Source organism: Azospirillum sp. HJ39 (assembly GCF_041507355.1).
GTDB classification, from domain to species: domain Bacteria; phylum Pseudomonadota; class Alphaproteobacteria; order Azospirillales; family Azospirillaceae; genus Azospirillum; species Azospirillum thiophilum.
Genome location: NZ_CP167912.1, coordinates 217691 through 238555 on the forward strand (window position 1 = coordinate 217691; position 20865 = coordinate 238555).

A 20865-nucleotide genomic window follows, 5' to 3' on the forward strand; every position below is an offset into this window, starting at 1 on the left:
TCCTGGGTGCAGGGGGGAAAGCGGGCACAGGGCTCCCTCTCCCGGGACGGGAGAGGGCACTTATTCAGCGCTGGATCACCCGCAGGGATGCGATGCCCTGGTCCGGGCAGCCGGCGATCTCCACCTGACCGACGCGGTCGAGCGTGTCGGTGCTGTAGACGCCGATGTCGCAGCCCGTGCCGCCGACATAGACCTCCGTCCCGTCGCTGGAGACGTTGATCGAATAGTAGGTGTGCGGAAGGTCCACCCGCTTGACCAGCTTGCCGCCGTCGGCGTCGATCTTCGACAGCTGGGTGTAGACGGAATAGGCCTCCGTCCGCTTCACCGGGCTGACGACGGACGAGAAGATGACGGCGCTGGTGTCCTCGAAATCCCGCATGTCCATCCGGCCGGTGGCGAGGTCGAGCGTCATCAGTCCGGTGCGGAAGGCGCCCGGATCGGTGGCCGCCAGATCGGTGCGGGTGGTGAAATAAGGGGCGGACAGGGTCGCCGCCTGCTCGAACTGCGGCCAGATGTCGAGCACGTCGGGCGGGCTGTGGTTGGCGAGCGTCCGGTTCAGCACCTTGTGCGTTTCCTTCACCGTCCCGGTCTTCGGATCCAGCCCGTAGATGTCCCAGCCGAGCGCCCACAGCGTCCCGCCATCCCTGGAGAAGGCGAGCACGGCGATGCGGCGCGGCGCCGGCAGCAGGCGCACCGGCTTGGCGCCGACCCCGTCGGCGGTGCTGTAGACGGCGATGCGCGTGTCCTCCACCCGGTATTCGCCGGGCAGCATGCGCACCGGCGCCTGGAAGACGTACAGCTCCTTGCCGTCGGGGCTGACATCCATGCCGAACAGGGCGCGGACGCGCAAATCCCCAGTCGAGAAGTCGGCGCGGAAGACCTGCCTGCCGCTGTCCAGCTCGATGCCGGAAACGCTGCCCATGTGGTTGTTGATGACATAGGCGACGCGGCCGTCGGGCGAGGGCACGATGGTGCCGGGCGCCACCCCGCCGCCGGGGATGGTCAGCACCCGCTCCACCTTGCGGGCGGCGGCGTCGACCAGCACCAGCTTGTCGGGCTTGGCACCGGTCAGCAGATAGTCCTTCGCGGCGGCGGGCGAGGCGGCGAGCAACAGGCCGCCAAGCAGGCCGGCCAGACGGGAGATGGACCGGCGGGTTCTCATCGGACGGCCTCCGTTTGCATGGGTCTTCATGGCGGTCAGTCCTTCGGGAACACCGACTGGAGCGCGCGCCAGTCGTTCTGGGCCGAGGCCGCCTTGGCGTTCCAGTCCGGGTAGCTGTTGATGGTGTCGGGTACCTGCGCCGGCCACCAGCAGGGGTCGGAGCAGCCGTAGAGATCCGCCTCCATCGGCGCGCAGAGGGCCGCGACGCTGCCGAAGGGATCGACCTCCCAGCCGGGATCCATGGTGGCGGCGCAGCCGACCACCACCTGCATCGCCACCACCTCGTCCAAATGGCCGTCCTCGACGGCCCGGTCGACCAGGCGGGCCTTCTTGTTGATGGGCGTCAGATGCTTCATTTCATCCCCCTGCGCGGCGCGACGTGGCGCTCGATGAACTGCGGGTTGGCGACCATGATCTCGGCATAGGCGCGGATGCCGAAGTCGATCCAGTCGCGCATCAGGTCGCAGTAGTGATAGGTCGGGTGCGCCGGATCGGCGTAGCGGGCGTAGGATTCGTGATAGCAGCCGCCGGCGCACAGCTTGCGGATCCAGCAGGTCTCGCAATCGGTGCCGCTGCGGTTCGCCATGCCCTCCAGGAAGCTGCCCAGGCTGTCCTTGGCGATGCCGTCGCCGACATTGCCGTAGGTCGGCTGCGACGATCCGGTGAAGCGGTGGCAAAGGTGCAGATCGCCTTCCTTGTCCACCGCCAGCATGCCCAGTCCCGCGCCGCAGGGCAGCGACTTGGTCGTGCCCTCCGACAGGTCGGTCATCAGCTGGTGCATGTTGGAAAAGCCGGTGTTGACGCCGCGCTTCGCCGCTTCGACATAGGTGCGGCCCAGGTCCTTCATGTTGTGGAAGACGGTCGCCAGTTCGTCGCCGGTCAGGTTGAAGGCGGACATCGCACCGGAGGTGACGGGGGAGAATCCCACCTCGAAGAAGCCCAGGTCGTTCTTCAGATGCTCGTGGATCGCCACCACGTCGGTGACTCCGGCGGTCAGCGTCACCCGCGCCCCCACCGGGCGCGAACGGTAGCGCGACAGCAGCATCCGCGCCTTGGCCGCCACGACGTCGTAGGATCCCTTGCCGCCGACGGTGCGGCGGTTGCGGTCGTGCAGCGGTTTCGGCCCGTCCATGCTGATGGTGATGCCGAAGCGGTGGGCGTCGAGCCAGTCGACGGTTTCCTCCGTCAGCAGCACGCCGTTGGTGGTCAGCGAGAAATCCATGCGGACACCGGCTTCGCGCCCGCGGTCCTCGGCATAGGCCACCACCTGACGGATCAGCGGCAGGTTGGTCAGCGGTTCCCCGCCGAAGAAGACGACGTTGACGCTGTCACGGCCCTTGGCCTCCTGCAGCAGCAGGTCGACGCTGCGGGCGGCGGTGTCGAACTCCATCCGCTCGCCCTTGGCGGGGGTGGTCAGATCCTCCTTGTAGCAATAGGTGCAGCTGAGGTTGCAGCCGGTGTTGACGTTCAGCACGACGGTGCTGAGCGGGAATTCGCCGATGGTCACCGGCGGCTTGGACCGCTTCGCGGCGGGAACGGCCGGGCCGTTTTCGACGACGCGCAGCGTGATCAGCTCGCGCAGGCTGTCGATCACCTCGGCCGGGTCGGCGACGCCGTCGAAACGGCGGCGGACATCCTCCTCGCTGACCTCGCCCAGTTCGGCGAACAGGTCGATCAGGGCGCCGCCGACGCTGTCCAGCTCGAACAGGCCGCTGGTGGGAACATGGAACAGGACACGCCGGTCGCCGACCGTCACGTCGCGCATGTCGTCGCGAACCAGATGAAGGGTTGCCATGGCTCTGCTCCTCAATTGATGGGCGGGTCGTTCCAGCGCTGGACCGTGCTGATCAGCCGGCCGGTGCCGGCCAGCGTCGCGTCGCCGTCGGCTACCGTGCCGATCACCTTCATGTCGCCGATGTTGTTGGTGCCGAACTGGCGCTGCGGGTTGGGGCCGGCACCGGCGGGGGTGAACAGGCCGGTGGGCGCCATGGCCCCGGCGAATTTCACGTCCTCCATCAGCGCCGCCGCTTCGTTGAAGGGCTCCAGGGTCCAGCTCGCCGGCATCGGGCCGACGCGCACGTCGTCTGCGGTGCCGGGCTGGCCGTCCGGGCCGTTCAGGTAGCCGACCGCTTCGAACTGGGCGGTCATCGGCGGTACCGGACCGCCATTGCCGCCGACGCGGGCGATGGTGAATTCCGGCTCCACCCGGACGCTGTCGAGCCTGGCATAGACCGCGAATCCGTCGGATTTCGCGCTGCCGACGGTCAGGCCGCGGGGGCCCGGTGCGGCGTCCGCCGCGGCTGTCGCCTCCACCGTGACGGAGGTCGGGCTGCGCGACAGGATCTTCGTCGAAACGCCTGGACCGAAGCCGACCTCGCCGCTGTCGAGCCCGCTGCCCCACAGGGTGATGCGGGCACTGGTCCCCGCCTTCAGGAAGCTCCGGCTGGTGCCGAGGATCGCGGCGTCGGTGCCGCCGATCCGCAGGGCGTGCAGGCTGCCGCCGACCTCGTCCTGTTGGGTCAGGAACCAGCGGCCGTCCAGGCGTTTGCCGTCGCGCGACGCGGCGAACACCTCGCGCACGGGCTTGCCGTCGAGCGTGCCGCTGCCGCGCCATTCATAGCCAGTGTAGACCACCGATTTGCCTTCGCCCTTCAACGGTCTGCCGGTGGCGTCGGTCAGGTCGTAGGCGATGCGATAGCCGTCGCCCGCTTTGGTGACGGTCGCCGTGCCGCCGTAGGAGCCGATCCCGGCCCTGTGCCCGGCGACCGCCCAGCGGCCGGACAAATCGGGCTTGGGCGCTGCCTGCCAGCTGGTCCAGGCGTCCGTCCTGAAGGGGAATTTGGCGCCCAGCGTCTGCGGGACCTCGGTGGAGGCGATCTCCCACCATTTGCGGTCGCGGCCCTGGGCGGAATATTCGATGGTCGGCCATTGGCCGAGGTGGAAATTGACCAGACGCCGCCATTCGTCGGCATCGCGGCGCTGAAGCCCGACGCGGGCGACGCTATGGCAGCGGGCGCACATCACCGACAGGTCGCCGTCGGTCACCGGCTCCTCCACCACCGCCGGGCGGCGTTCGAGGACGTAGCGGTAGGGGGCGGCTTCCTCCGGCGCCAGACCCTGGCGGCCGGCGAAATAGCCGACCAGCCTGCGCTGCTCCTCGTCCGACAGCATGACGCCGTGGAACTGGCGCATGCGGAACAGCGTCATCGTCCAGCCTTCGGGCGTCTTGCGCACATGGTCGATGCGGTGCAGCGTCCCGTCCGCCTCCTTCTGGTGGCATGCGGAACAGCGCTCCTCGACCAACGCGCGGCCGTCGGCCGCCAGCGCAGTCTGCGCGGTCGCCAGCGCTCCGCCGAACACCACGCCACCCGCAGCCGCACCCAACAGAAAACTCAATGGCCTGTTGGGCCAGTGCCTGCCATCTCTTCGCGTCTGTCCCATCGGTGCTCCCCTGTTCTTGGTCGTTGTCGTCATTGCCCGGAACGGGTTGCCCCGCCCGGCAGGAATCCGTTGTTCGCCAGCCAGGCGAGGGCGACCGCCACCCGTTCCGGCGGCTGTCCCAGTTGGCGGCTGCAGCGTTCGGCCAATTCGCCGCCGCGGCCCGGACCGGCTTCCACGCTCTCCAGCAGCGGCCACAGCTCGACCCCGTCGATCGCCAGCACGCCGCGCGGCAAAGCGGGGGTGACCAGGACCGGGCGTTCCTCGATCCGGTCGTTCACCACCACGGCGCGGCGCCGGATGCCGCGTTCGGCCGGCGGCAGCGGGGCGGGGGGCCATGCTGCCCGGCGGCGCCAGAAGGGACGGCCGCGCCAGCGTTCCTCGGCACGGTAGAACCGGTTGCCGGCGTCGGCGGCGTGGGCGAACAGCTCGGTACAGCGGTCCTCGACGAAGCGCTCCACTGCCGGCAGGGCGGTGGGATCGGCCGCCAGCGTGTTGACGGCGGCAGCGGCGGCGAACGCCCAGGCCACCGCGGCATAGACGCCGTGGCCGGACAGGGGGTCGACGGAGAAGGCGGCATCGCCGATCCGCAGCCGGTCGGCCGCCACTCCCGGCGGGCGCCTGATCGCCGTGGCGTCGCGCACCTCGGCCTCGCCCGTGGGGGTGCAGCAGGCGACCCAGCCTGCCGCTTCCGGCAGCGACGCGACCGCCGCCTCATGCCACGCGGTCAGGTCGGCGCGGGCCGGACTGTCGGCGCCGTCGATGACCAGCTGTACGAGCCGCCGGCCATCGGGCAGCGCCGCCAGCCACACCCAGCCGTCGGCAAAGGACAATGCGGCGCTGCCCACCTCTCCGGCAGGGCCGTGGTAGGCGCGGCCGGCCGCCAGCGTGCGCGGCCCCGCCTCCCGCGCCGGGGCGTTGGGTGCCCGGCGGCCGCGGGCCTCCACCAGAAAACGCCCGGAGCCCAGCACCGCACCGGCCGCATCGACCGCCAGCCACCCGTCCTTCCCCTGTTCGACCGCCGCCACCGTGCCGCGGGACAGGACGGCACCACCGGCCTCGGCGTCGCGCAGCAGGGCGGCATCGACGCTGCTGCGGTCGGCCAGATGTTCGCCATTCAGGGCGGTGCGCTGTCCGTTCCAATCGACCCGGCGCGATGCCGGCCTGCCGGCCGCCGCGACCGCCTCCGCACAGCCGGCGCGGCGCAGTCCCTCGACGGCCCGCAGGGAAAGCCCCTCCACCGCCGGACGGCGGGCGCAGGTCACCAGCGTCACGCCATGTCCCAGCGCCGTCAGCCGCCGGGCGAGCACCGTACCCGCCGGACCACCGCCCAGGATCAGCACATCCGTCATGCCGTGCCCTCCCCGCCGCTCTTCATGTCCCATGGGTGTCGCCCTGACCTGCCGGCCTTTTCGGCAGTGCTGTGGCTGACAGGGATCCTGCAATGGCGGCAGGGCCTCGATCTATCCGTTTTGCGAAAACGCAGATAATACTGCGGAATTTTTTGGAGATGCCGGAATGAATGCGGCTCATATCCAGCGGATTTTTCCAGATAATCTTCGCTGAAATATGGAAAGAATTACGCGCTGTCTTTGCTTGTCGTTCCTTGAAGCAGAAATGTTGGAGATTTCATTTCAAGCGCTGCGAATTTTTCCGATATACTTATAATGACTGGTGTGGAGATTGCAAATTTGTTCTACTCGCTTATTGTTTTAAATTCATTGCAATGCTTGTTCCCTGGAGCCGGCCTTGAGTGTTTGAAAACTGCAAATGTACCCGTTGCAGTGCCAAAGAAAATGAATGCATTAAAAATTTTTAACTCGGCAATTTTCTCCTGATCTCATGTCGATATTCGGAGAAAATGCGTGTATTCGCAGCGTTGCCCGTGATTTCGGCAGATTATATTATAACAAGGCAGCGATATGTCTAAAAAACAGCCCTATCCGTTTTGCGAAATGGCAGGGATCATTCTTGTCTGTGTTTGACATCTTCTTGAAAGCGCGGAACATGGTCGTCCAGGCATGACCCGCAGCCTGGAACTTGCCGCCATAGCCACATGAACCGGCCCGAATGTGCCGTGCCTGGAGCAACAGCGGATGGTGGAGCCGAGGACCCTCCGGCTGGAGACCGACCTGACCGAGGATGTGTGGGAGCAGGAGAAGGCCCTTGTCGGCTGGACCCAGCATTACCGCCAGCTGCAGCCCGGTCGCTTCCTCGGCCGGCTGAGGGGGGTGTCGGCACCCGGCATCGGCATCTTCCAGGAGGACACCAACCTTCGCCTTCATCAGCACACCGCGCCGCCGCCCGGTACGCTGGTGGTCGCCGTCCCGCTGCCGGGGTCGGCGCCGGCACGGCTGGATGGGCGGCCGGTGGGCGAGAACGACGTTCTGGTCCTGCGCGGCGGCACCCTGTCCGAGTTTCTGTGCGATGGACCGATGTCGGTGCTGGCGCTCGCCATCGACCGCTGGCGGGCCGATCAGCTCCGCGTGATGCTGCCGGATGCCGCGGAGGCACCGACCAGTGCCTTCACCTGCGCGCGCAGCGGCGAGTTGCGCGCCGTTCTGCAATGCCTGCTCGCCGCGACGCCGACACTGCTGGAGCAGAGCGCCGTCATTCTCCCGCTGCTGGACCAATGCGTGTCGGTGGTCGAGGCCGGCATCCTGCAGGCTGTCCGTCCCGTTACGGTGGGCCACGCGCACCGTCAGAAATTCGTCCGCCAGTTCCGTGACTATGTGGAGGCCCATCCCGAGGACCGGCTGTCCGTGGCGCAGGTGGCCCAGGCCATCGGCGTGACGACGCGGATGCTCGAATACAGCTTTGCCGACGTCATGGGCGTTTCGCCCAAGGATTACCTGAAGATGGTCCGGTTGAACGCGGCGCGGCGGGCCCTGCGCGTCGCCGACCCCCGGATGACGACGGTGGCCGAGATCGCCATGGACCACGGCTTTTGGCACCTCGGCCGTTTCTCCGCCTATTACGGCGAGATGTTCGGGGAAAAGCCGTCCGATACCTTGCGTGGGAGCCGGGCGATCTGATCCAGCCGTCCATCCCCCTTCGCCGGGCAGCGCGTCGATCCTTCGCATCGGGGTGGAACATCAGGCCAGTGCACGGGCGCATCGTCTCGGTGGCCGTCACCATCGCGGTAGCGGTGAATACCGACTGCCGGCATGCCGGTCGACACCGGCCTGGGGGAGGGCGGCCTGGGGGAGGGCGGCCTACAGCCCGGCGGGCAGCCCCGTCGGCAGCCTGCTGCTCCCGTCGCCCAGCGGGCGTTCCATCAGGACGCTGTCCAGCCAGCGGCCGAACTTGAAGCCGACCGCCGGCAGCACGCCGACCGGACGGAAGCCGCAGGCGCCGTGCAGGCCGATGGAGCCTTGGTTGGCGCTGTCGCCGATCACCGCGACCATCCGGCGGTAGCCCGCCGCCTCGCAAGCCTCGATCAGCGGCAGCAGCAGCGCCCGGCCGATGCCGCGCCGGCCCATGCCTTCGGCGACATAGACGGAGTTCTCCAGCGTGAAGCGGTAGGCGCTGCGCGTGCGGTACAGCCCGGCATAGGCGTAGCCGGCCAGCCGCCCCTCGCATTCCGCCACCAGATAGGGCAGGCCGCGGGCCAGGATGTCGGCGCGGCGGCGGGCCATCTCGGCCTCGTCCGGCGGAACCTCTTCGAAGGAGGCGGTGCCGTGCAGGACATGCCCGGCATAGAGCGCGGCGATGGCGGGAATGTCGGCGTCGGTGGAGGCGCGGACGGCGATGGCGGACGTCTGGACAGACATGTCGGCAGGTATTGCGGCAGGCATGGGACTCAACTCCGGACAGGACGGTCGGCGGGAAGGAGAAGGGCGCAGACGGTCGCCAACCCGCCGCCGACGCCGAGAAGCGCGAAACCCCAGCCCCACCCCGACCCGCCGGTGGCATGGTCGAGCACCAGCCCGACCGCCAGCGGCGCCAGGCCGCCGGCCCCGAAGCCCAGGATGGAGCGCACCGCGAGCGCGGCGCCCAGGCTGCCCGGCTCGACCGCTTCGGTCATCGCGGTGGACAGCACGGGCGAATCGCCCAGGGCGGAAAAGCCGTAGAGGGCGGCCACGGCCAACACCGGCAGGAGCGGCAGCCCGTCCATCCAGCCGATGGTGAAGGAGCAGGCGGCGCCCATCAGCCCCATCGCCATCAGCACCGTCCGCCGGCCCAGCCGGTCGGAGGCCCGGCCCATCGTCAGCGACGACAGGAAGCCCGACAGATGGATGGCCCCGGCGATCCACAGCCCGCGCATGCCCGCATCCCCGGTGCCGGTGCCGCCGGACCCGGCGAGGCTGGCGGTCAGGAAGGCCGGCAGCCACGCCCACATTCCCAGCAGTTCCCAGCAATGGGTGGTGTAGCCGGCGGTCAGCAGGAAGGAGCGGCGGTCGGCCAGGAAGCGGAAGGCGCCGCGCAGCCGGCGCGCAGTCCCGCCGGCGACCAGATTCGGCCGCCCGCGCAGGCCCGGCGTCGCGAGCAGGATCGCCAGCAGCGGCCCCAGCCCGCAGGCGATGAAGGCGGCCTCGTAGCCGAAGCGCTCCGCCAGCCCGGCGGCCAGCGCGATGGAGGCGAAATATCCCAGCGATCCGGCCCCCAGCAGCCAGCCGACCGCCGCCCCGCGCCGGTCCGCCGGCACGCCCTGCGCCACCAGCATGATGGAGGGGGCGTAGGTGCCGCCCTGGGTCAGCCCCACCAGCGCGAACAGCAGCAACCCGCTTTCCGCCGACCGGGCGAAGAAGGCGAAGGCGATCCCGGTCAGCGCCGTCGCCCAGCCGGCCCACAGGAAGACGCGCCGGGCGCCCAGGCTGTCGGCGAACCAGGAGGATGCCACCAGCGACAGGGCATAGCCGATGTTGAAGGCGGCCTGGATCGACCCGGCCTCTCCCGCCGACATGCCCCAGGCCTGCATCGCCGGCCCGAGCGCGCCGGCATAGACCATGAAGGACAGCGAGGTGGCGAAGCGGCTGGCGCACAGCAGCACGAGCCAGGTCGATGTCGGGGCAGGGGCGGGGTTGGCGGCGGGAAGGGCTGCGGTCGTCATGCCCCAACCGTCGCGGACGGACGGCCAAAAGGCAAATTTATTGATCTGATCGGAATCATAAGGAAAACTAGGGGTATGCGCGGCCTGAACCTCGACCAGCTCATCACCTTCGCCACCGTCGTGGAGCATGCCGGCTTCACCGAGGCGGCGTCCCGGCTCGGCCTGACCCAACCGGCGGTCAGCATGCAGATCCGCAACCTGGAGGAGCGGTTCGGCGTGCGGCTGGTCGAACGGGTGGGCAAGCGCGCCTTGCCGACCGCCGCCGGCCGCGACCTGCTGCCCTTCATCCGCCGCCTGCGCGACGAGGCGGAGGCGGCGACCGCCGCCATGGGCCGCCATCGTGCCGGACAGGTTGGGCGCGTGCGCATCGGCACCGGCGCCACCGCCTGCATCTACCGGCTGCCTCCGCTCCTGACCGTGCTGCGCGCCGCCCATCCCGGTCTGGAGATCATCGTCGTCACCGGCAACACGCCCGACATCCTGGATGGGGTGGAGGCCGGCTCGCTGGATCTGGCGCTGGTCACGCTGCCGGCCGCCCGTGCCGGCCTGTCCATCGAACCGGTGTGCAGCGAGGATCTGGTCTGTGTCGGTCCCCGCACTCCCGGTAACGCCTCCGGGGGCGACGGCATCGCTCCGGCGGCGCTGGCGGACGGGGGGCTGATCCTGTACGAGCGTGGCGGCACCATGCGGGCGGTGATCGACGGCTGGTTCATGGCCGGCGGTATCCAGCCGCGTCCATCGATGGAGTTGGGCAATGTGGAGGCGATCAAGAACCTGGTCGCCGCCGGGCTCGGCCGTTCGGTGCTGCCTGCGGTCACCGTCCAAGGGCCGGGCGACTGCAACCGTTTTGCGGTCCAGCCTCTGACGCCGCGGTTGAATCGCACCCTTGGGTTGGTGTTGCGTCGTGACAAAATACCCGATCCGGGTGTGCGTGCGATGGTAAGGGCGATTACCGATATGCGGTAATAATAAAGATAAAATCGCTCTGTTTCCAATCATCCGGGATATTGCCTTTGGACGGTTTACAGAGGCTTTCGGACTTGCGCACTCTATGCTTGATGAGTCTTTCGTTTATCTTAGGCGCCGATGACCGATCCGCAGTTCGTTGCAAACGAGCCCGCCGATATCCGAAAGGGCGGCGCGGGCGATCGAGAGGCCCGGCCGGAAGAGCAACCGGGTTCGCGGCTCGAAGCCCTTGAGCGGGAGAACGTCCGGTTGCAGGCGATGCTCTCTGCGGCCTGCACCGGATGCGACGACCTGCTGACGGTCACCGCCCTCAACGAGGATCTCCGCACCGCCCTGGAGGCGCTGGAACGCAGCCGCGCCGCCCATGCCGACAGCGAGAGGCGGCTGCGCGCCATCCTGGACAGCGCGGTCGGCCATGCCATCCTCACCTCGACGCCCGACGGCCGGGTGACGAGCTGGAATCCCGGCGCGGTCCGCATCCTGGGCTGGACGGAGGAGGAGGTGTGCGGCGGGCCGGTCGACATCCTCTTTCCGCCGGAAGATGTCGCCGGCGGCGTCCCCGCTGCGTTGCGGATGCGGGCGCTGGCCGAAGGGCGGCTCCAGGAGGAACGCAGCTTCCGCCACCGCGACGGCCGCGAGGTCTGGGGAGCGCTCACCATCCTGCCGCTGCAGAGCGACGAGGAGGGGTTCCTGTGGATCCTGCACGACCGTTCGAGCGAACGGCGGATGGAGGAGGCGCTTGCCGATGCCCGCAAATGCGCGACCGACATCCTGGACAGCATCGACGAGGCGCTGGTGGCGCTCGACCGCGACTATCGCGTGATCTACCAGAACCTGCGGGCCGAACAGCTCGACCATCAGCCGCTGTCGGCCATGCTCGGCCGCCACCTCTGGGAAGTCTGGCCCCAGTTCTCCGGATCGGATCTGGAGGCGATGTGCCGCAAGACGATGACGGAGCGGGTGCCGACCTCCATCGAAAAACGGTTCGACGGCGAAGACACCACCCTGTGGCTGGAAATCCGTTGCCTGCCGACACCGGAGGGCGTCGGTTGCTTTTTCCGCGACATCACCACCCGCAAGCGGGCGGAGGACGAGGCGCGCGCCTCCCATGAGCGGGCGGTCATGATCCTGGAGAGCATCAGCGACGCCTTCTACGCCGTGGATCGCGACTGGCGCTTCACCTACATCAACCGCAAGGCCGAACAGCTCTGGGGCCGGTCGCGCGACACCCTGCTGGGCCGCCGCCTGTGGGAGGCCTTCCCCAAGGCGCTGGGCAGCGAGTCGCTGGAAGCGCAGAAGCAGGCGGCGCGCGAAGGGCGCGAGATGACGGTGGAGGTGAGCTCTCCGGTCCTGGGCCGCTGGATCGAACTCAGCGTCTATCCCAGTTCCGACGGGCTGTCGGTCTATTTCCGCGACATCACCGCCCGCCGGCAGGCGCAGCAGGCGCTGATGCTGGCGAAGGAGAGGGCGGAGGCGGCAGACCGGGCCAAGGGCAAGTTCCTCGCCGCCGCCAGCCACGATCTGCGCCAGCCGCTGCAGGCGCTGCTCCTGTTCGTCGACGTGCTGAAGCCGCATGTGCAGGGCCCCCAGGGGGCGAACGCGCTTTTGCATCTCGGCCGCGGGCTCGACGCGCTGAAGGAGTTGCTGGACAGCTTGCTCGACATGTCCCGGCTGGATGCCGGCGTGGTGCAGCCGAACATCGAGGATGTCCCCATCGTCCCGCTGTTCGACCACATCGCGGCCTCCTACCGCCCGGTGGCGGCGGCCAAGGGTCTGGAACTGCGGGTGTCCGCCTGCAATGCCGCCGCCCGCACCGACCGCACCCTGCTGACCCGCATGGTGCGCAACCTGGTGGAGAACGCGTTGCGCTACACCGAGAGCGGGCGGATCGACATCGAGTGCCGGCGGGCCGGCGGGCGTCTGCTGATCGAGGTGCGCGACACCGGCATCGGCATTCCGCCGGACCATCTGGAACGCATCTGGGAGGAGTTCCACCAGGTCGACAATCCGGAGCGCGACCGCAACCGCGGGCTGGGGTTGGGGCTGGCCATCGTGCGGCGGCTGTCGCAGTTGCTGAACCATCCCGTCGACGTCCAGTCCACGCCGGACGAGGGCACCGCCTTCGTCATTGCCCTGCCGGTCGGCCGGCCCCTCCAGCATTCGCTGACCCCGGCGGAGGTGGCGACCGCCGGCCGCGGCCGTTTCGCCGTGGTGGTCGACGACGACGCCATCGTGCTGCTGGGGCTGGAGACGATCTTCCGCGAATGGGGTTACGAGGTGCTGGTCGCGGGGTCCGCCGACAAGGCGGTGGAGGCGCTGGAGCGCTCCGGCCGCCGCCCCGACGTGATCGTCGCCGACTACCGCCTGCGCGAGGGCCGCTATGGAACCGAGGCGATTTCCCGCATCCGCGGCCTGTTCGAGGGCGGCGGCCCCCCCGTGCCGGGCGTGATCCTGACCGGCGAGACCGGCCCCGACTGCGAACGCGACGCCGCCGCCCATGGGCTGGGCATCATCCACAAGCCGGTCACCCCGCGCCAGCTCGGCCTTGCGCTCGGCGACCTGCTGGGGGCGCGGTGATCGCGGAGGCCTCGTCCCTCGGCTGGCGCTCCCGGGCCGGCGTCTTCAGGCCGGCTTCTTGAGGTAGGCGGTCAGCTCCTTTTCGGCCGCCGTCACGTGCTCGACCACGAGGGCGCAGGCCGCGTCGGCATCGCCGGCCCGGCAGGCGGCGAGCAGCGCGTAATGGTCGTCCTGTGAGCGCGACTGGTAGCCGAGCGCGACGAACTGGAAGCGCAGGTAGCGGTCGGCGGCGGCCAGATGCTGTTCCACCAGCGCCAGCAGGCGTGGCCGGTCGGCGCGGGCGTAGAGCGTCATGTGGAAGCGGCGGTTCAACTCCCCCATCCGCCCCGGATCGGCCTCGCCGTCCATTTCCGCCACCAGCTCGGCGGCAAGCGCAAGGTCTTCCGCCGTCAGCCGCGGCATCGACAGGCGCAGCGCCGCCGGTTCCAGCGCGGTGCGGATCGTGCCGATGTCGGCCGAATCCTCCGCCGAGATCGCCGCCACGACCGCACCCCGGTGGGGGTGGAACTCCACCAGCGCGCGCGCTTCCAGCTGGCGCAGGGCCTCGCGCACCGGCATGCGGCTGACGCCGAAGGCGGCGGCCAGCTCCTCCTGCCGCAGCGGTGCGCCGCCGGGCAGCACGCCGCCCAGGATCGCCTCGCGCATCGCCGCCTCGACGAACTCGGTCGCCGTCCGGAAGCGTGGCCGGTTGCGGGCGATCACCGCCGTCAGGTCGGGGAAGGACGTGTCGGGAGAGTGGGAAGAGTGGGGCATGGGCGGAACCGGAATCGGTGGATGCAAAAACCGCTTGCGCGGATATTGGATCCAATCTAACCGTTTCTGCGTCTCCTGTCACGCATCGGAAAGGACCGGGCATGTCCGGCTCGTCCCCCCATTTCTCCCCTCTCCGTCAGCCGGTTTCCGCCACGCCGCCGTCGCGCCTGTCGCCGTCGGCCGTCGCCACCGGGCTGCTGGCGGCATTGGTCGGCTATGCCGGTGCGGTCGCGGTGGTGATCCAGGGCCTGTCGGCGGTCGGGGCGGACACGGCGCAGATCGCCTCCGGGCTGGTGGCCGTCGGCTTCTCGATGGGGCTGTCGGCGATCTGGCTGGCGTGGCGGCAACGCCAGCCGGTCAGCATCGCCTGGACCACGCCGGGCATGGCGCTGCTGGCGGCGACCGGGCCGGTGGCCGGCGGCTTTGCCGCGGCGGTCGGTGCGTTCCTGACCGTGGGTGTGCTGATCATGGTGGCGGGGCTGTGGCGTCCGCTCGGCCGCTGGATCGCGGCGATCCCCAAGCCGCTGGCCAACGGCATGCTTGCCGGCCTGCTGCTGAAGCTGTGCCTTGCGCCCTTCCTGGCGATGGGGCAGGCGCCGGGGCTGGGGCTGCTGGTTTTGGCGACCTGGGCCGTGGTCGGCCGCGTCGCCCGGCTCTATGCCGTGCCGGCGGCGGTCGCCGTGGCGTTGGCGGCGATGGCATTGAACCCGCCGGTATCGGGTGCGTTGCCGCCCGATCCCTGGCCCACCCTGTCGGCCGTCATGCCGGTCTTCACCTGGGAGGCGCTGGTCGGGCTGGCCCTGCCTTTGTTCGTCGTCACCATGGGGTCGCAGAACATTCCCGGCCTGGCGGTGCTGGCGACCTTCGGCTACACGCCGCGGGTGCCGCCGGTGTTCCTGACCACCGGCTTCGCCTCGGCCCTCACCGCGCCTTTCGGGGCGCCGACGGTCAATCTGGCGGCCATCACCGCGGCCATGTGCGCCGGACCCGATGCCGACCCGCGGCCGGAACGGCGCTGGCAGGCCGCCTTCACCTGCGGTGCCGGCCACATCGCGCTGACGGCGCTGGCGGTCGTCACCGCCACGCTGGTCACCCGCTCCCCGCCGATCCTGATCGAGGCGGTGGCCGGGCTGGCGCTGATCGGCGCCTTCGGCGGATCCCTCCTGGCTGCAGTCCAGGCCGAGGATGACCGCATCCCCGCCCTGGTCACGCTGCTGGTGACGGCGTCGGGCCTTTCCTTCTTCGGGATCGGCTCGGCCTTCTGGGGCCTGCTGTTCGGCGGGGCGATGCATCTCCTGCAGCGCAGGCGCCCCGCCGGGGCGTGAGGTGGGTCAGCCCTGCTCGATCAGGTCGGCGCAGGCCTCGACCGCGGCGGCGGCATAGGGGCGGATGCGTGGCGGGATCTGCGACGGGTTGATGCCCGGGCCGAGGATGCCGACGCCGACCGGCTTCATGAACTGGAGCTGCAGGTCGATCAGGCTGCCGATGACGGCGTGGCCCATGACGTTGCCATGTTCGGTCTCGCCGCGTTCGATGATGCCGAGCGCCACCGCCCCGGCGACGTCGTCGCGCAGCAGCAGGCGCTTGACCGCCAGCGGCTTTTCCATCGAGCCGGGAACCCAGACCTCCGCCACGATGCCGAGCCCACGGCGGGCGGCCACGCTGCGTGCCTCGTCCAGCATCTCTTCCACCTCTTTGCGGTGGAACCGCCCGAGCACGATGCCGATGTTCTTCACCCTCTGTCTCTCCCTTTGTCTGGCGGCATGACGTCCGCCCGAACCGTCGCGCCCAAATTGTCCGGTCCCCGCGCAAAGCGCAAGGGTCGTCGCCGGTTCGGCGCTTTCCGGCCTGCTCGATGAAACTCCCGGACGAACAGCCGGCCCCCTGGTCCTGCCTACCCCCGTATGTCGCGGAGCGTGACAAGGCGTCGTATGACGCTACAATTTTCGACAAATTGATTTCACCGGCCTTTCTTACGACGTTGTAATAATGGAAGCATGGCTGTGGCCCGGTCCCCCGCCTTGGGATCGGCACCGCTTGAAGAGAACGGTCAGGCGAATCCGGAACTGCGATCATGTTGAGAGGTGCGATCGAATACGCGCCGTCGACCTTCGAGGAGCGGGGGGCCGCGGTGGCCTTCACGACGCCGCTGCTGTCCCAGACCCGGGTGCGGCGTGGCGAGCGGTCCAGGCTGGAGGTGCTGATCCCCAGCCTGTCGCAGGGCATTGGCATCTATGTCGTCGCCTGGAAGGCGGTGCCGGAGATGGTGTCGATGACCATGCACGACCGCTACCTCCACGACCTGATCGTGAAGGAGGAGGCCTGCTCCCCCCATGAGATCCGCCGGGCGACGCTGAGGGCGGCGCGTCGCGGCTTGGCCGGGCCGCAGGCGGCGCAGGCGGCCCGCCGCGCCCTGGACGAGGACGAGGAACAGGGAACCCTCACCCATTACCTGCTGATCCTGGCGATCCTGAAGGCGGTCGGCCTGGAATCGCCGGAGATGCTGAGGGCCGGCCTCGATACCGACGAGGGGCAACGGCTGACCCGAGAGCTGATGACCAGGGCGGCGGAAAGCCTGGCGATGGACGCCGCGCTGCTCTATGCCCGGCTGGCCGACGTCGCGGCGGTGACCGCCCCGGTCGGGCTGGCGCACTCGCCCAGGCCCGGCCGGCTGGCGCGCAGCCTGACCGACCTGAAGGGCTTCCGCGACAGCATGACCGATTGGGCGCAAGCGGTGCCGGGCGACGCGGCCCCGGTCGCCGCCTTCTGCGCGGAGGTGGCGCAGCACACCATCGGCATCGGCGAGACGGTGCTGGCCGAATTCCACCGGCGGATCGGGGCGATCGGCCCGCTGCTCCAGGCTTGGGACCGCGAGATCGTCCAGCTGCGCGCCCAGGCCGCCCGCATGGCGTGGCTGCTCGACGGCTGGAGCCACATCACCGGCGCGTGGGAGGTGGTGCAGGGCGAGAGCCGGCAGCAGCAGGCGGCGACGGTCAACGACCTGTTCCGCATCCTGCCGCTGTTGCCGCGCAAGGAGTGCAGCCGCGACCTGATGGCGGAGTCCAAGGAGGTCAAGCCGGCGCACCGCCGGTCCGTCCGCATGCTGGAGGATTGGCGCACCGGCCGGATGGACATCGACGCCATCCGGCGGATCGAGGCGGTGAAGGCCCGCGTGCCATGACCGCAAGGGAAAGGCCCGGGTCGGCTGGCCCCCAAGCCGCCGACCGCCTGCCCGCCGACCCTCTGCCGGGGCTGGAGAGCCGGCTGTTCGACATTCCCGAGGACAAGTTCGTCGAGGTCGTCCGCCTGCTGGAGCGGGTGCGCGACCATCCCGACGTGCGCCAGACCTTCGCCGCCATCCGCCCGCGCCTGGCCCAGGTCCGCCCCGACCGCCGCCCGACGTTGAAACGCGTGCTGTGCATGCCGTTCGAGGATGTGCTGGAAGGCTTTGGCGCGGCCGACATGCCGCTGGGCCGCATCGAACGGCGGGTGATCGAACCGGTCTGGCGTCTGGTGACGGAGTATGGCGACCGCCACCAGCTCGACCAGCTCGACCGTCAGGTGCAGGAGGCGGCGCCCGGCAACCTCAACGCCCTGCGCAATATCGGGCGCCGGCTGTGGCCGATGGCCGCCCAGGTGATCCGCGAGGCGATCCGCGGCGCGGCGGACCAGGATGCCGCGCGCCAGGGAATGTGGCGCCTGCTTCACGGCGACGAGGGGATGCATCGCCAGGCGCAGGACGTCGCCGCCTTCCTGGAGATCGGGCTGACGATCGAGGCGCTGAAGGACACGCTGTCGCCCAAGCCGCTGCCGGTTCTGGAGGACGGCCATCTCGTCGCCATCGAGCAGGCGGCCCAGGCGGTGGCGCGCCAGTCGACGGCGCTGGTCCATCACCTGCTGCTGGTCGCCGCCTCGCGGCTCGGCACGCCGGCCGATCTCCTGGTGGCGCTGAACGGGCTCGACCTCGGCAAGGCGCGGTGGGAACAGCCGGCGATCTTCGCCCGGCTCGGCGGGCTGATCGTCACCGATCTGGAGGAACGGACCGCCCGTTTCGGCGGTAGCGGCGGCAAGGGGGAGGGGGGCGCAGGGCAAGCCGGAAGCGGCCCTGCCGCCGTTTCGCCGGAAGAGGCTGTGGCGATCGCCGAGCGGCTGGTCGCCAGCGTCGACACCACCTCGGCCGCGGTGGAGGTCCTGGCCGAACCGGCTTACCGCGGGCGGCTGGATGCGGTGAAGGCGGCGGTGCGGACCATGGTCGCCGGCAATGTGCTCGCCACCGCGCCCCAGGGCATCCTGACCGCGGTCGCCGCCCCGGCGGACCATGCCCGCCCGGTCCCGGTCGACGAAACCCGCCAGGCCGCGGCGGAGGACCATGCCCGCGCCCTGCGCCGGTGCGAGGGGCTCGCCGATGCGCTCGGCCTGCACCAGCCGCTGAAGGACGCGGTGTCGTCGATGGAAAAGGGCCTGCAAAGCCGCGCCCAGGCCCTGTTGGCCGGCTATCCCGCGGTGGCGGCCGACCCCGATGCTGCCGAGACGGCTGAGATCAACCTGTTCTATGCCCTGCGGCTGCTGGAACTGGTCGCCGGCCCGGCCAAGGCCGACCGGCTGCGCACCGCCATCATGGCGGCGACCGGCGAGTTCGACGACCGCGGGGGATATCAGACGTAGGTCGCGACCTCGACCAGATTGCCGTCCGGGTCGCGGAAATAGACCGAGCGGATCGGTCCGGTGGCGCCGGTGCGCGGGACCGGCCCTTCCTCGATCGCGACGCCGCGGTCCTGGAGATGGGCGATCACCTCCTCCAGCGGCGTTTCGGCGATCAGGCAGAAATCGCCGGAACCGGCGGCCGGACGCGCGGCCTTCGGCTCGAACTCCCGGCCGACCTCGTGCAGGTTGATCTTCTGCGCCCCGAAGGCGAGGGCGCGACGGCCCCCGGCGAAGGTGACGACCTCCATCCCCAGCACGTCGCGGTAGAAGGCGCAGGTCGCCTCGATGGAGGCGACGGTCAGCACGAAATGGTCGATCCGGTCGATTCTCACCCCCGGTTTCCTCCCCGGCTCACATCCCCGTCGGGGTCGGGAGCGGCTTGACCGGGGCGGGAATCGAGGCCGACGACAACGATGTCGGCGCGTGGACCGGCGCATGGGCTGCCGGGATCGGCAGCGGCGCCGGCTTGCTCAGCGGCCGCGGCGTCGACACCGGGGTCACGGCCGATGCCGGATTGCCCGTGCCATTGCCCGTGCCGTTGTTCCCGGCCGACGGGGCGGACGGGGTGGCCAGCGTGGGCGGATCCTCGTAGATGTCGGGATGGACGCGCACCACGCCGGAGGTGTCGACCGAGGCGTTCCAGTAGACGAAGCGCACCGGGATCGCGGCCGGCAGCCGGATCGTCTTGGTTTCGCCGGTGTCGAGCTGCTGGCCGATCGAAGCCGGCGTCAGCCGGGCGGCGCCCAGCAGCGTTTCCGCCATCAAGCGGGCATCCTCCAGCCGGACGCAGCCGGAGCTGGCGGCGCGCAGGTCGCGGCTGAACAGCCTGGGATCGTTGGTGCCGTGCAGGAAGATGCCGTCGCCGTTGGTCAGGTTGAAGCGGAAGCGGCCAAGCGCGTTGTCGTCGCCCGGCTTCTGCACGATGCGGATGCGGCCGGGATCGACCGCCCACCAGTTGACCGACTGGGTGTTGGCGACCTCCGACCCGTCGAGATAGACGGCGGCGTTCTTGATACCGGTGGTGCCCTTCTTGCGCAGGGCCGGCAGCTTGTCCTCGCTCAGCACCGTCGGCGGGACGGTCCAGGTCGGGTTGATGGTGACGCTGGTGATCTTGTCCTGCAGCAGCGGCGTCTTGCGCGACGGCCGGCCGACCACCGCCCGCATGGTGAAGGTGGGGCGGCCATGCTCGATCAGGGTGACCGACTGGCCCGGCAGGTTGACCAGCACCGTGGTTTCGGGGATCGACGCCTGCTGCGCCCGCATCGCCGCGGCGGCGCGGCGCAGCAGCGCCACCGTCTGCGCCGGGGTGCGGTCGAGCGCCTGGCGCGTCACCTCGCCGACCTTGCCGTCGGGTTGCAGCCCTTCGGACAGCTGGAAGGCGCGCACGGCGGTCTCGACATCGTCGTTGAAGCTGTCGGCCCATTTGTCGGCGGGCAGGTAGCCAAGCTCGGTCAGGCGGCGGGCGACCTTGCCGACGCGGTCGGCCAGCGGCGAGCGCACGCTGAACACCACCGGCGGCGCCGGCTCGACCGGAGCGAGGCCGGGCAGGGTGGGGGCCTGCGCCTGGATGTCGGCCGCCGGCACGTCCACCGCCGGGGCGACGCTCTCGACCATGCCGCCGTCGCCCTTCTTGACCACCGCGCCGTAGCCGATGCGGGTGACCGGTGCCTTGGGAGCGTTCTGGAGCTCCAGCGCGCGCTGTTCCAGCGCCGCGGCCCACCCGCCGACCAGCGACGGCTTGGCGGCCTGCGCCGCCTGCTTCGGCGATGCGGCCAGCGCCGGACCGCTCAGGACGACGCCGACCAGTCCGCCGACCATCAGCAGGGCGGCGGAGCGGCGGGAGATCGGACGGCGGGTATCATGCATGGCGACTGGACCGGAACGTGAACAGGAAGGATCTAACGCGGTATCCTTCGACAAGCCTTCCTGAATCCGCAAGTGACATTTGGTGACGGAAGGTCTGCTCGTCATACTGTTGCTCCCGTGCATCGCGGCATCGTTCGCCCACCCCGCCGGCCGTTACAAGCGCTGGTCACGATCGGTTGACGCCGCCGGGCCGGCTTTATTCCGGCACTTCGTGCGCCGTGCCGCCGGAATTCCAGGACGTGGCCAGGGAGCGGCCAGGGAGCGGACCGTATGTGTCATTTGACGTAGATACGCCCTTTCGCAGGCGCGGTAGCCTCCTCTCCGACGATGTGGTGAAGCCCCGGAC

17 protein-coding genes are annotated in these 20865 nt (G+C 69.7%); 6 read left to right on the top strand and 11 right to left on the bottom strand.

The window, feature by feature from the left end; translation table 11 throughout:
- Positions 1–64: 64 nt before the first annotated feature.
- The 5 genes from peaD to ABMY26_RS28620 all read right to left on the bottom strand — a co-directional run bounded on the left by peaD (position 65) and on the right by ABMY26_RS28620 (position 5952).
- Positions 65–1162 (bottom strand): quinohemoprotein amine dehydrogenase subunit beta, encoded by a 1098-nt coding sequence (gene peaD, locus ABMY26_RS28600; RefSeq protein WP_372399570.1) that lies wholly within the window; start codon positions 1160–1162, stop codon positions 65–67.
- A 35-nt stretch (positions 1163–1197) separates the two neighbouring features.
- On the bottom strand, positions 1198–1518 hold the full coding sequence (qhpC, locus tag ABMY26_RS28605) for a quinohemoprotein amine dehydrogenase subunit gamma (protein ID WP_372399571.1): 321 nt from the start codon (positions 1516–1518) through the stop codon (positions 1198–1200).
- Positions 1515–2957 carry a quinohemoprotein amine dehydrogenase maturation protein gene (gene peaB / locus ABMY26_RS28610; protein WP_372399572.1) on the bottom strand — a complete coding sequence of 481 codons (1443 nt, stop codon included), beginning with the start codon at positions 2955–2957 and terminating at the stop codon, positions 1515–1517. The genes qhpC and peaB overlap by 4 nt, the downstream gene beginning before the upstream one ends.
- Positions 2958–2968: 11 nt before the next feature.
- Positions 2969–4546, bottom strand: a complete 1578-nt coding sequence (peaA, locus tag ABMY26_RS28615) for a quinohemoprotein amine dehydrogenase subunit alpha (protein WP_372399573.1) — start codon at positions 4544–4546, stop codon at positions 2969–2971.
- Between the two features lie 86 nt (positions 4547–4632).
- Complete coding sequence (locus ABMY26_RS28620) at positions 4633–5952, bottom strand: NAD(P)/FAD-dependent oxidoreductase (protein ID WP_372399574.1); 1320 nt, start codon at positions 5950–5952, stop codon at positions 4633–4635.
- A 744-nt stretch (positions 5953–6696) separates the two neighbouring features.
- On the opposite strand from ABMY26_RS28620, the gene ABMY26_RS28625 reads away from it, so the two are divergent.
- Positions 6697–7635 carry a helix-turn-helix domain-containing protein gene (locus ABMY26_RS28625; protein ID WP_372399575.1) on the top strand — a complete coding sequence of 313 codons (939 nt, stop codon included), beginning with the start codon at positions 6697–6699 and terminating at the stop codon, positions 7633–7635.
- Between the two features lie 180 nt (positions 7636–7815).
- Here the strand turns inward: ABMY26_RS28625 and ABMY26_RS28630 are convergent, their stop codons facing one another.
- Entirely contained in the window at positions 7816–8397 is a 582-nt protein-coding gene (locus tag ABMY26_RS28630) for an N-acetyltransferase family protein (RefSeq protein ID WP_372399576.1), read from the bottom strand.
- Positions 8398–8402: 5 nt separating this feature from the next.
- The gene (locus ABMY26_RS28635; protein ID WP_372399577.1) at positions 8403–9653 is read right to left on the bottom strand and encodes an MFS transporter; all 1251 of its coding nucleotides are present in this window, start codon (positions 9651–9653) and stop codon (positions 8403–8405) included.
- Between the two features lie 75 nt (positions 9654–9728).
- Here ABMY26_RS28635 and ABMY26_RS28640 point away from each other — a divergent pair, with 75 nt between their 5' ends.
- A complete protein-coding gene (locus ABMY26_RS28640; protein ID WP_372399578.1) occupies positions 9729–10619 on the top strand; it encodes a LysR family transcriptional regulator in 891 nt (296 codons plus the stop codon).
- Positions 10620–10877: 258 nt separating this feature from the next.
- The gene (locus tag ABMY26_RS28645) at positions 10878–13196 is read left to right on the top strand and encodes a PAS domain-containing protein (RefSeq protein WP_372399738.1); all 2319 of its coding nucleotides are present in this window, start codon (positions 10878–10880) and stop codon (positions 13194–13196) included.
- A 45-nt stretch (positions 13197–13241) separates the two neighbouring features.
- Here the strand turns inward: ABMY26_RS28645 and ABMY26_RS28650 are convergent, their stop codons facing one another.
- Positions 13242–13949, bottom strand: a complete 708-nt coding sequence (locus ABMY26_RS28650; RefSeq protein WP_372399579.1) for a GntR family transcriptional regulator — start codon at positions 13947–13949, stop codon at positions 13242–13244.
- A 101-nt stretch (positions 13950–14050) separates the two neighbouring features.
- Between ABMY26_RS28650 and ABMY26_RS28655 the strand changes: the two genes are divergently transcribed.
- Positions 14051–15274, top strand: coding sequence for a benzoate/H(+) symporter BenE family transporter (locus tag ABMY26_RS28655; RefSeq protein ID WP_372399580.1), 1224 nt, complete (start codon positions 14051–14053; stop codon positions 15272–15274).
- A 6-nt stretch (positions 15275–15280) separates the two neighbouring features.
- Here ABMY26_RS28655 and ABMY26_RS28660 read toward each other — a convergent pair whose 3' ends face one another.
- On the bottom strand, positions 15281–15685 hold the full coding sequence (locus tag ABMY26_RS28660; RefSeq protein WP_082109183.1) for a 6,7-dimethyl-8-ribityllumazine synthase: 405 nt from the start codon (positions 15683–15685) through the stop codon (positions 15281–15283).
- Positions 15686–16023: 338 nt separating this feature from the next.
- Between ABMY26_RS28660 and ABMY26_RS28665 the strand changes: the two genes are divergently transcribed.
- Complete coding sequence (locus ABMY26_RS28665) at positions 16024–17130, top strand: hypothetical protein (protein WP_372399581.1); 1107 nt, start codon at positions 16024–16026, stop codon at positions 17128–17130.
- The gene (locus tag ABMY26_RS28670) at positions 17127–18614 is read left to right on the top strand and encodes a hypothetical protein (protein ID WP_372399582.1); all 1488 of its coding nucleotides are present in this window, start codon (positions 17127–17129) and stop codon (positions 18612–18614) included. Before ABMY26_RS28665 ends, ABMY26_RS28670 begins: the two co-directional genes overlap by 4 nt.
- Here ABMY26_RS28670 and ABMY26_RS28675 read toward each other — a convergent pair.
- Both ABMY26_RS28675 and ABMY26_RS28680 read right to left on the bottom strand, forming a co-directional pair.
- The gene (locus tag ABMY26_RS28675) at positions 18605–18985 is read right to left on the bottom strand and encodes a VOC family protein (RefSeq protein ID WP_372399583.1); all 381 of its coding nucleotides are present in this window, start codon (positions 18983–18985) and stop codon (positions 18605–18607) included. The two genes, ABMY26_RS28670 and ABMY26_RS28675, sit on opposite strands and share 10 nt — an antisense overlap.
- 19 nt (positions 18986–19004) lie before the next feature.
- A complete protein-coding gene (locus tag ABMY26_RS28680; protein WP_372399584.1) occupies positions 19005–20519 on the bottom strand; it encodes a L,D-transpeptidase family protein in 1515 nt (504 codons plus the stop codon).
- Between the last annotated feature and the right edge of the window lie 346 nt (positions 20520–20865).

What these genes read in the sequence shown, in the direction of transcription:
- peaD (WP_372399570.1), bottom strand. Translation starts at nt 1,162, where the DNA reads ATGAGAACCCGCCGGTCCATCTCCCGTCTGGCCGGCCTGCTTGGCGGC.
- qhpC (WP_372399571.1), bottom strand. Translation starts at nt 1,518, where the DNA reads ATGAAGCATCTGACGCCCATCAACAAGAAGGCCCGCCTGGTCGACCGG.
- peaB (WP_372399572.1), bottom strand. Translation starts at nt 2,957, where the DNA reads ATGGCAACCCTTCATCTGGTTCGCGACGACATGCGCGACGTGACGGTC.
- ABMY26_RS28620 (WP_372399574.1), bottom strand. Translation starts at nt 5,952, where the DNA reads ATGACGGATGTGCTGATCCTGGGCGGTGGTCCGGCGGGTACGGTGCTC.
- ABMY26_RS28625 (WP_372399575.1), top strand. Translation starts at nt 6,697, where the DNA reads ATGGTGGAGCCGAGGACCCTCCGGCTGGAGACCGACCTGACCGAGGAT.
- ABMY26_RS28630 (WP_372399576.1), bottom strand. Translation starts at nt 8,397, where the DNA reads ATGCCTGCCGCAATACCTGCCGACATGTCTGTCCAGACGTCCGCCATC.
- ABMY26_RS28635 (WP_372399577.1), bottom strand. Translation starts at nt 9,653, where the DNA reads ATGACGACCGCAGCCCTTCCCGCCGCCAACCCCGCCCCTGCCCCGACA.
- ABMY26_RS28640 (WP_372399578.1), top strand. Translation starts at nt 9,729, where the DNA reads ATGCGCGGCCTGAACCTCGACCAGCTCATCACCTTCGCCACCGTCGTG.
- ABMY26_RS28645 (WP_372399738.1), top strand. Translation starts at nt 10,878, where the DNA reads ATGCTCTCTGCGGCCTGCACCGGATGCGACGACCTGCTGACGGTCACC.
- ABMY26_RS28650 (WP_372399579.1), bottom strand. Translation starts at nt 13,949, where the DNA reads ATGCCCCACTCTTCCCACTCTCCCGACACGTCCTTCCCCGACCTGACG.
- ABMY26_RS28655 (WP_372399580.1), top strand. Translation starts at nt 14,051, where the DNA reads ATGTCCGGCTCGTCCCCCCATTTCTCCCCTCTCCGTCAGCCGGTTTCC.
- ABMY26_RS28665 (WP_372399581.1), top strand. Translation starts at nt 16,024, where the DNA reads ATGTTGAGAGGTGCGATCGAATACGCGCCGTCGACCTTCGAGGAGCGG.
- ABMY26_RS28670 (WP_372399582.1), top strand. Translation starts at nt 17,127, where the DNA reads ATGACCGCAAGGGAAAGGCCCGGGTCGGCTGGCCCCCAAGCCGCCGAC.
- ABMY26_RS28680 (WP_372399584.1), bottom strand. Translation starts at nt 20,519, where the DNA reads ATGCATGATACCCGCCGTCCGATCTCCCGCCGCTCCGCCGCCCTGCTG.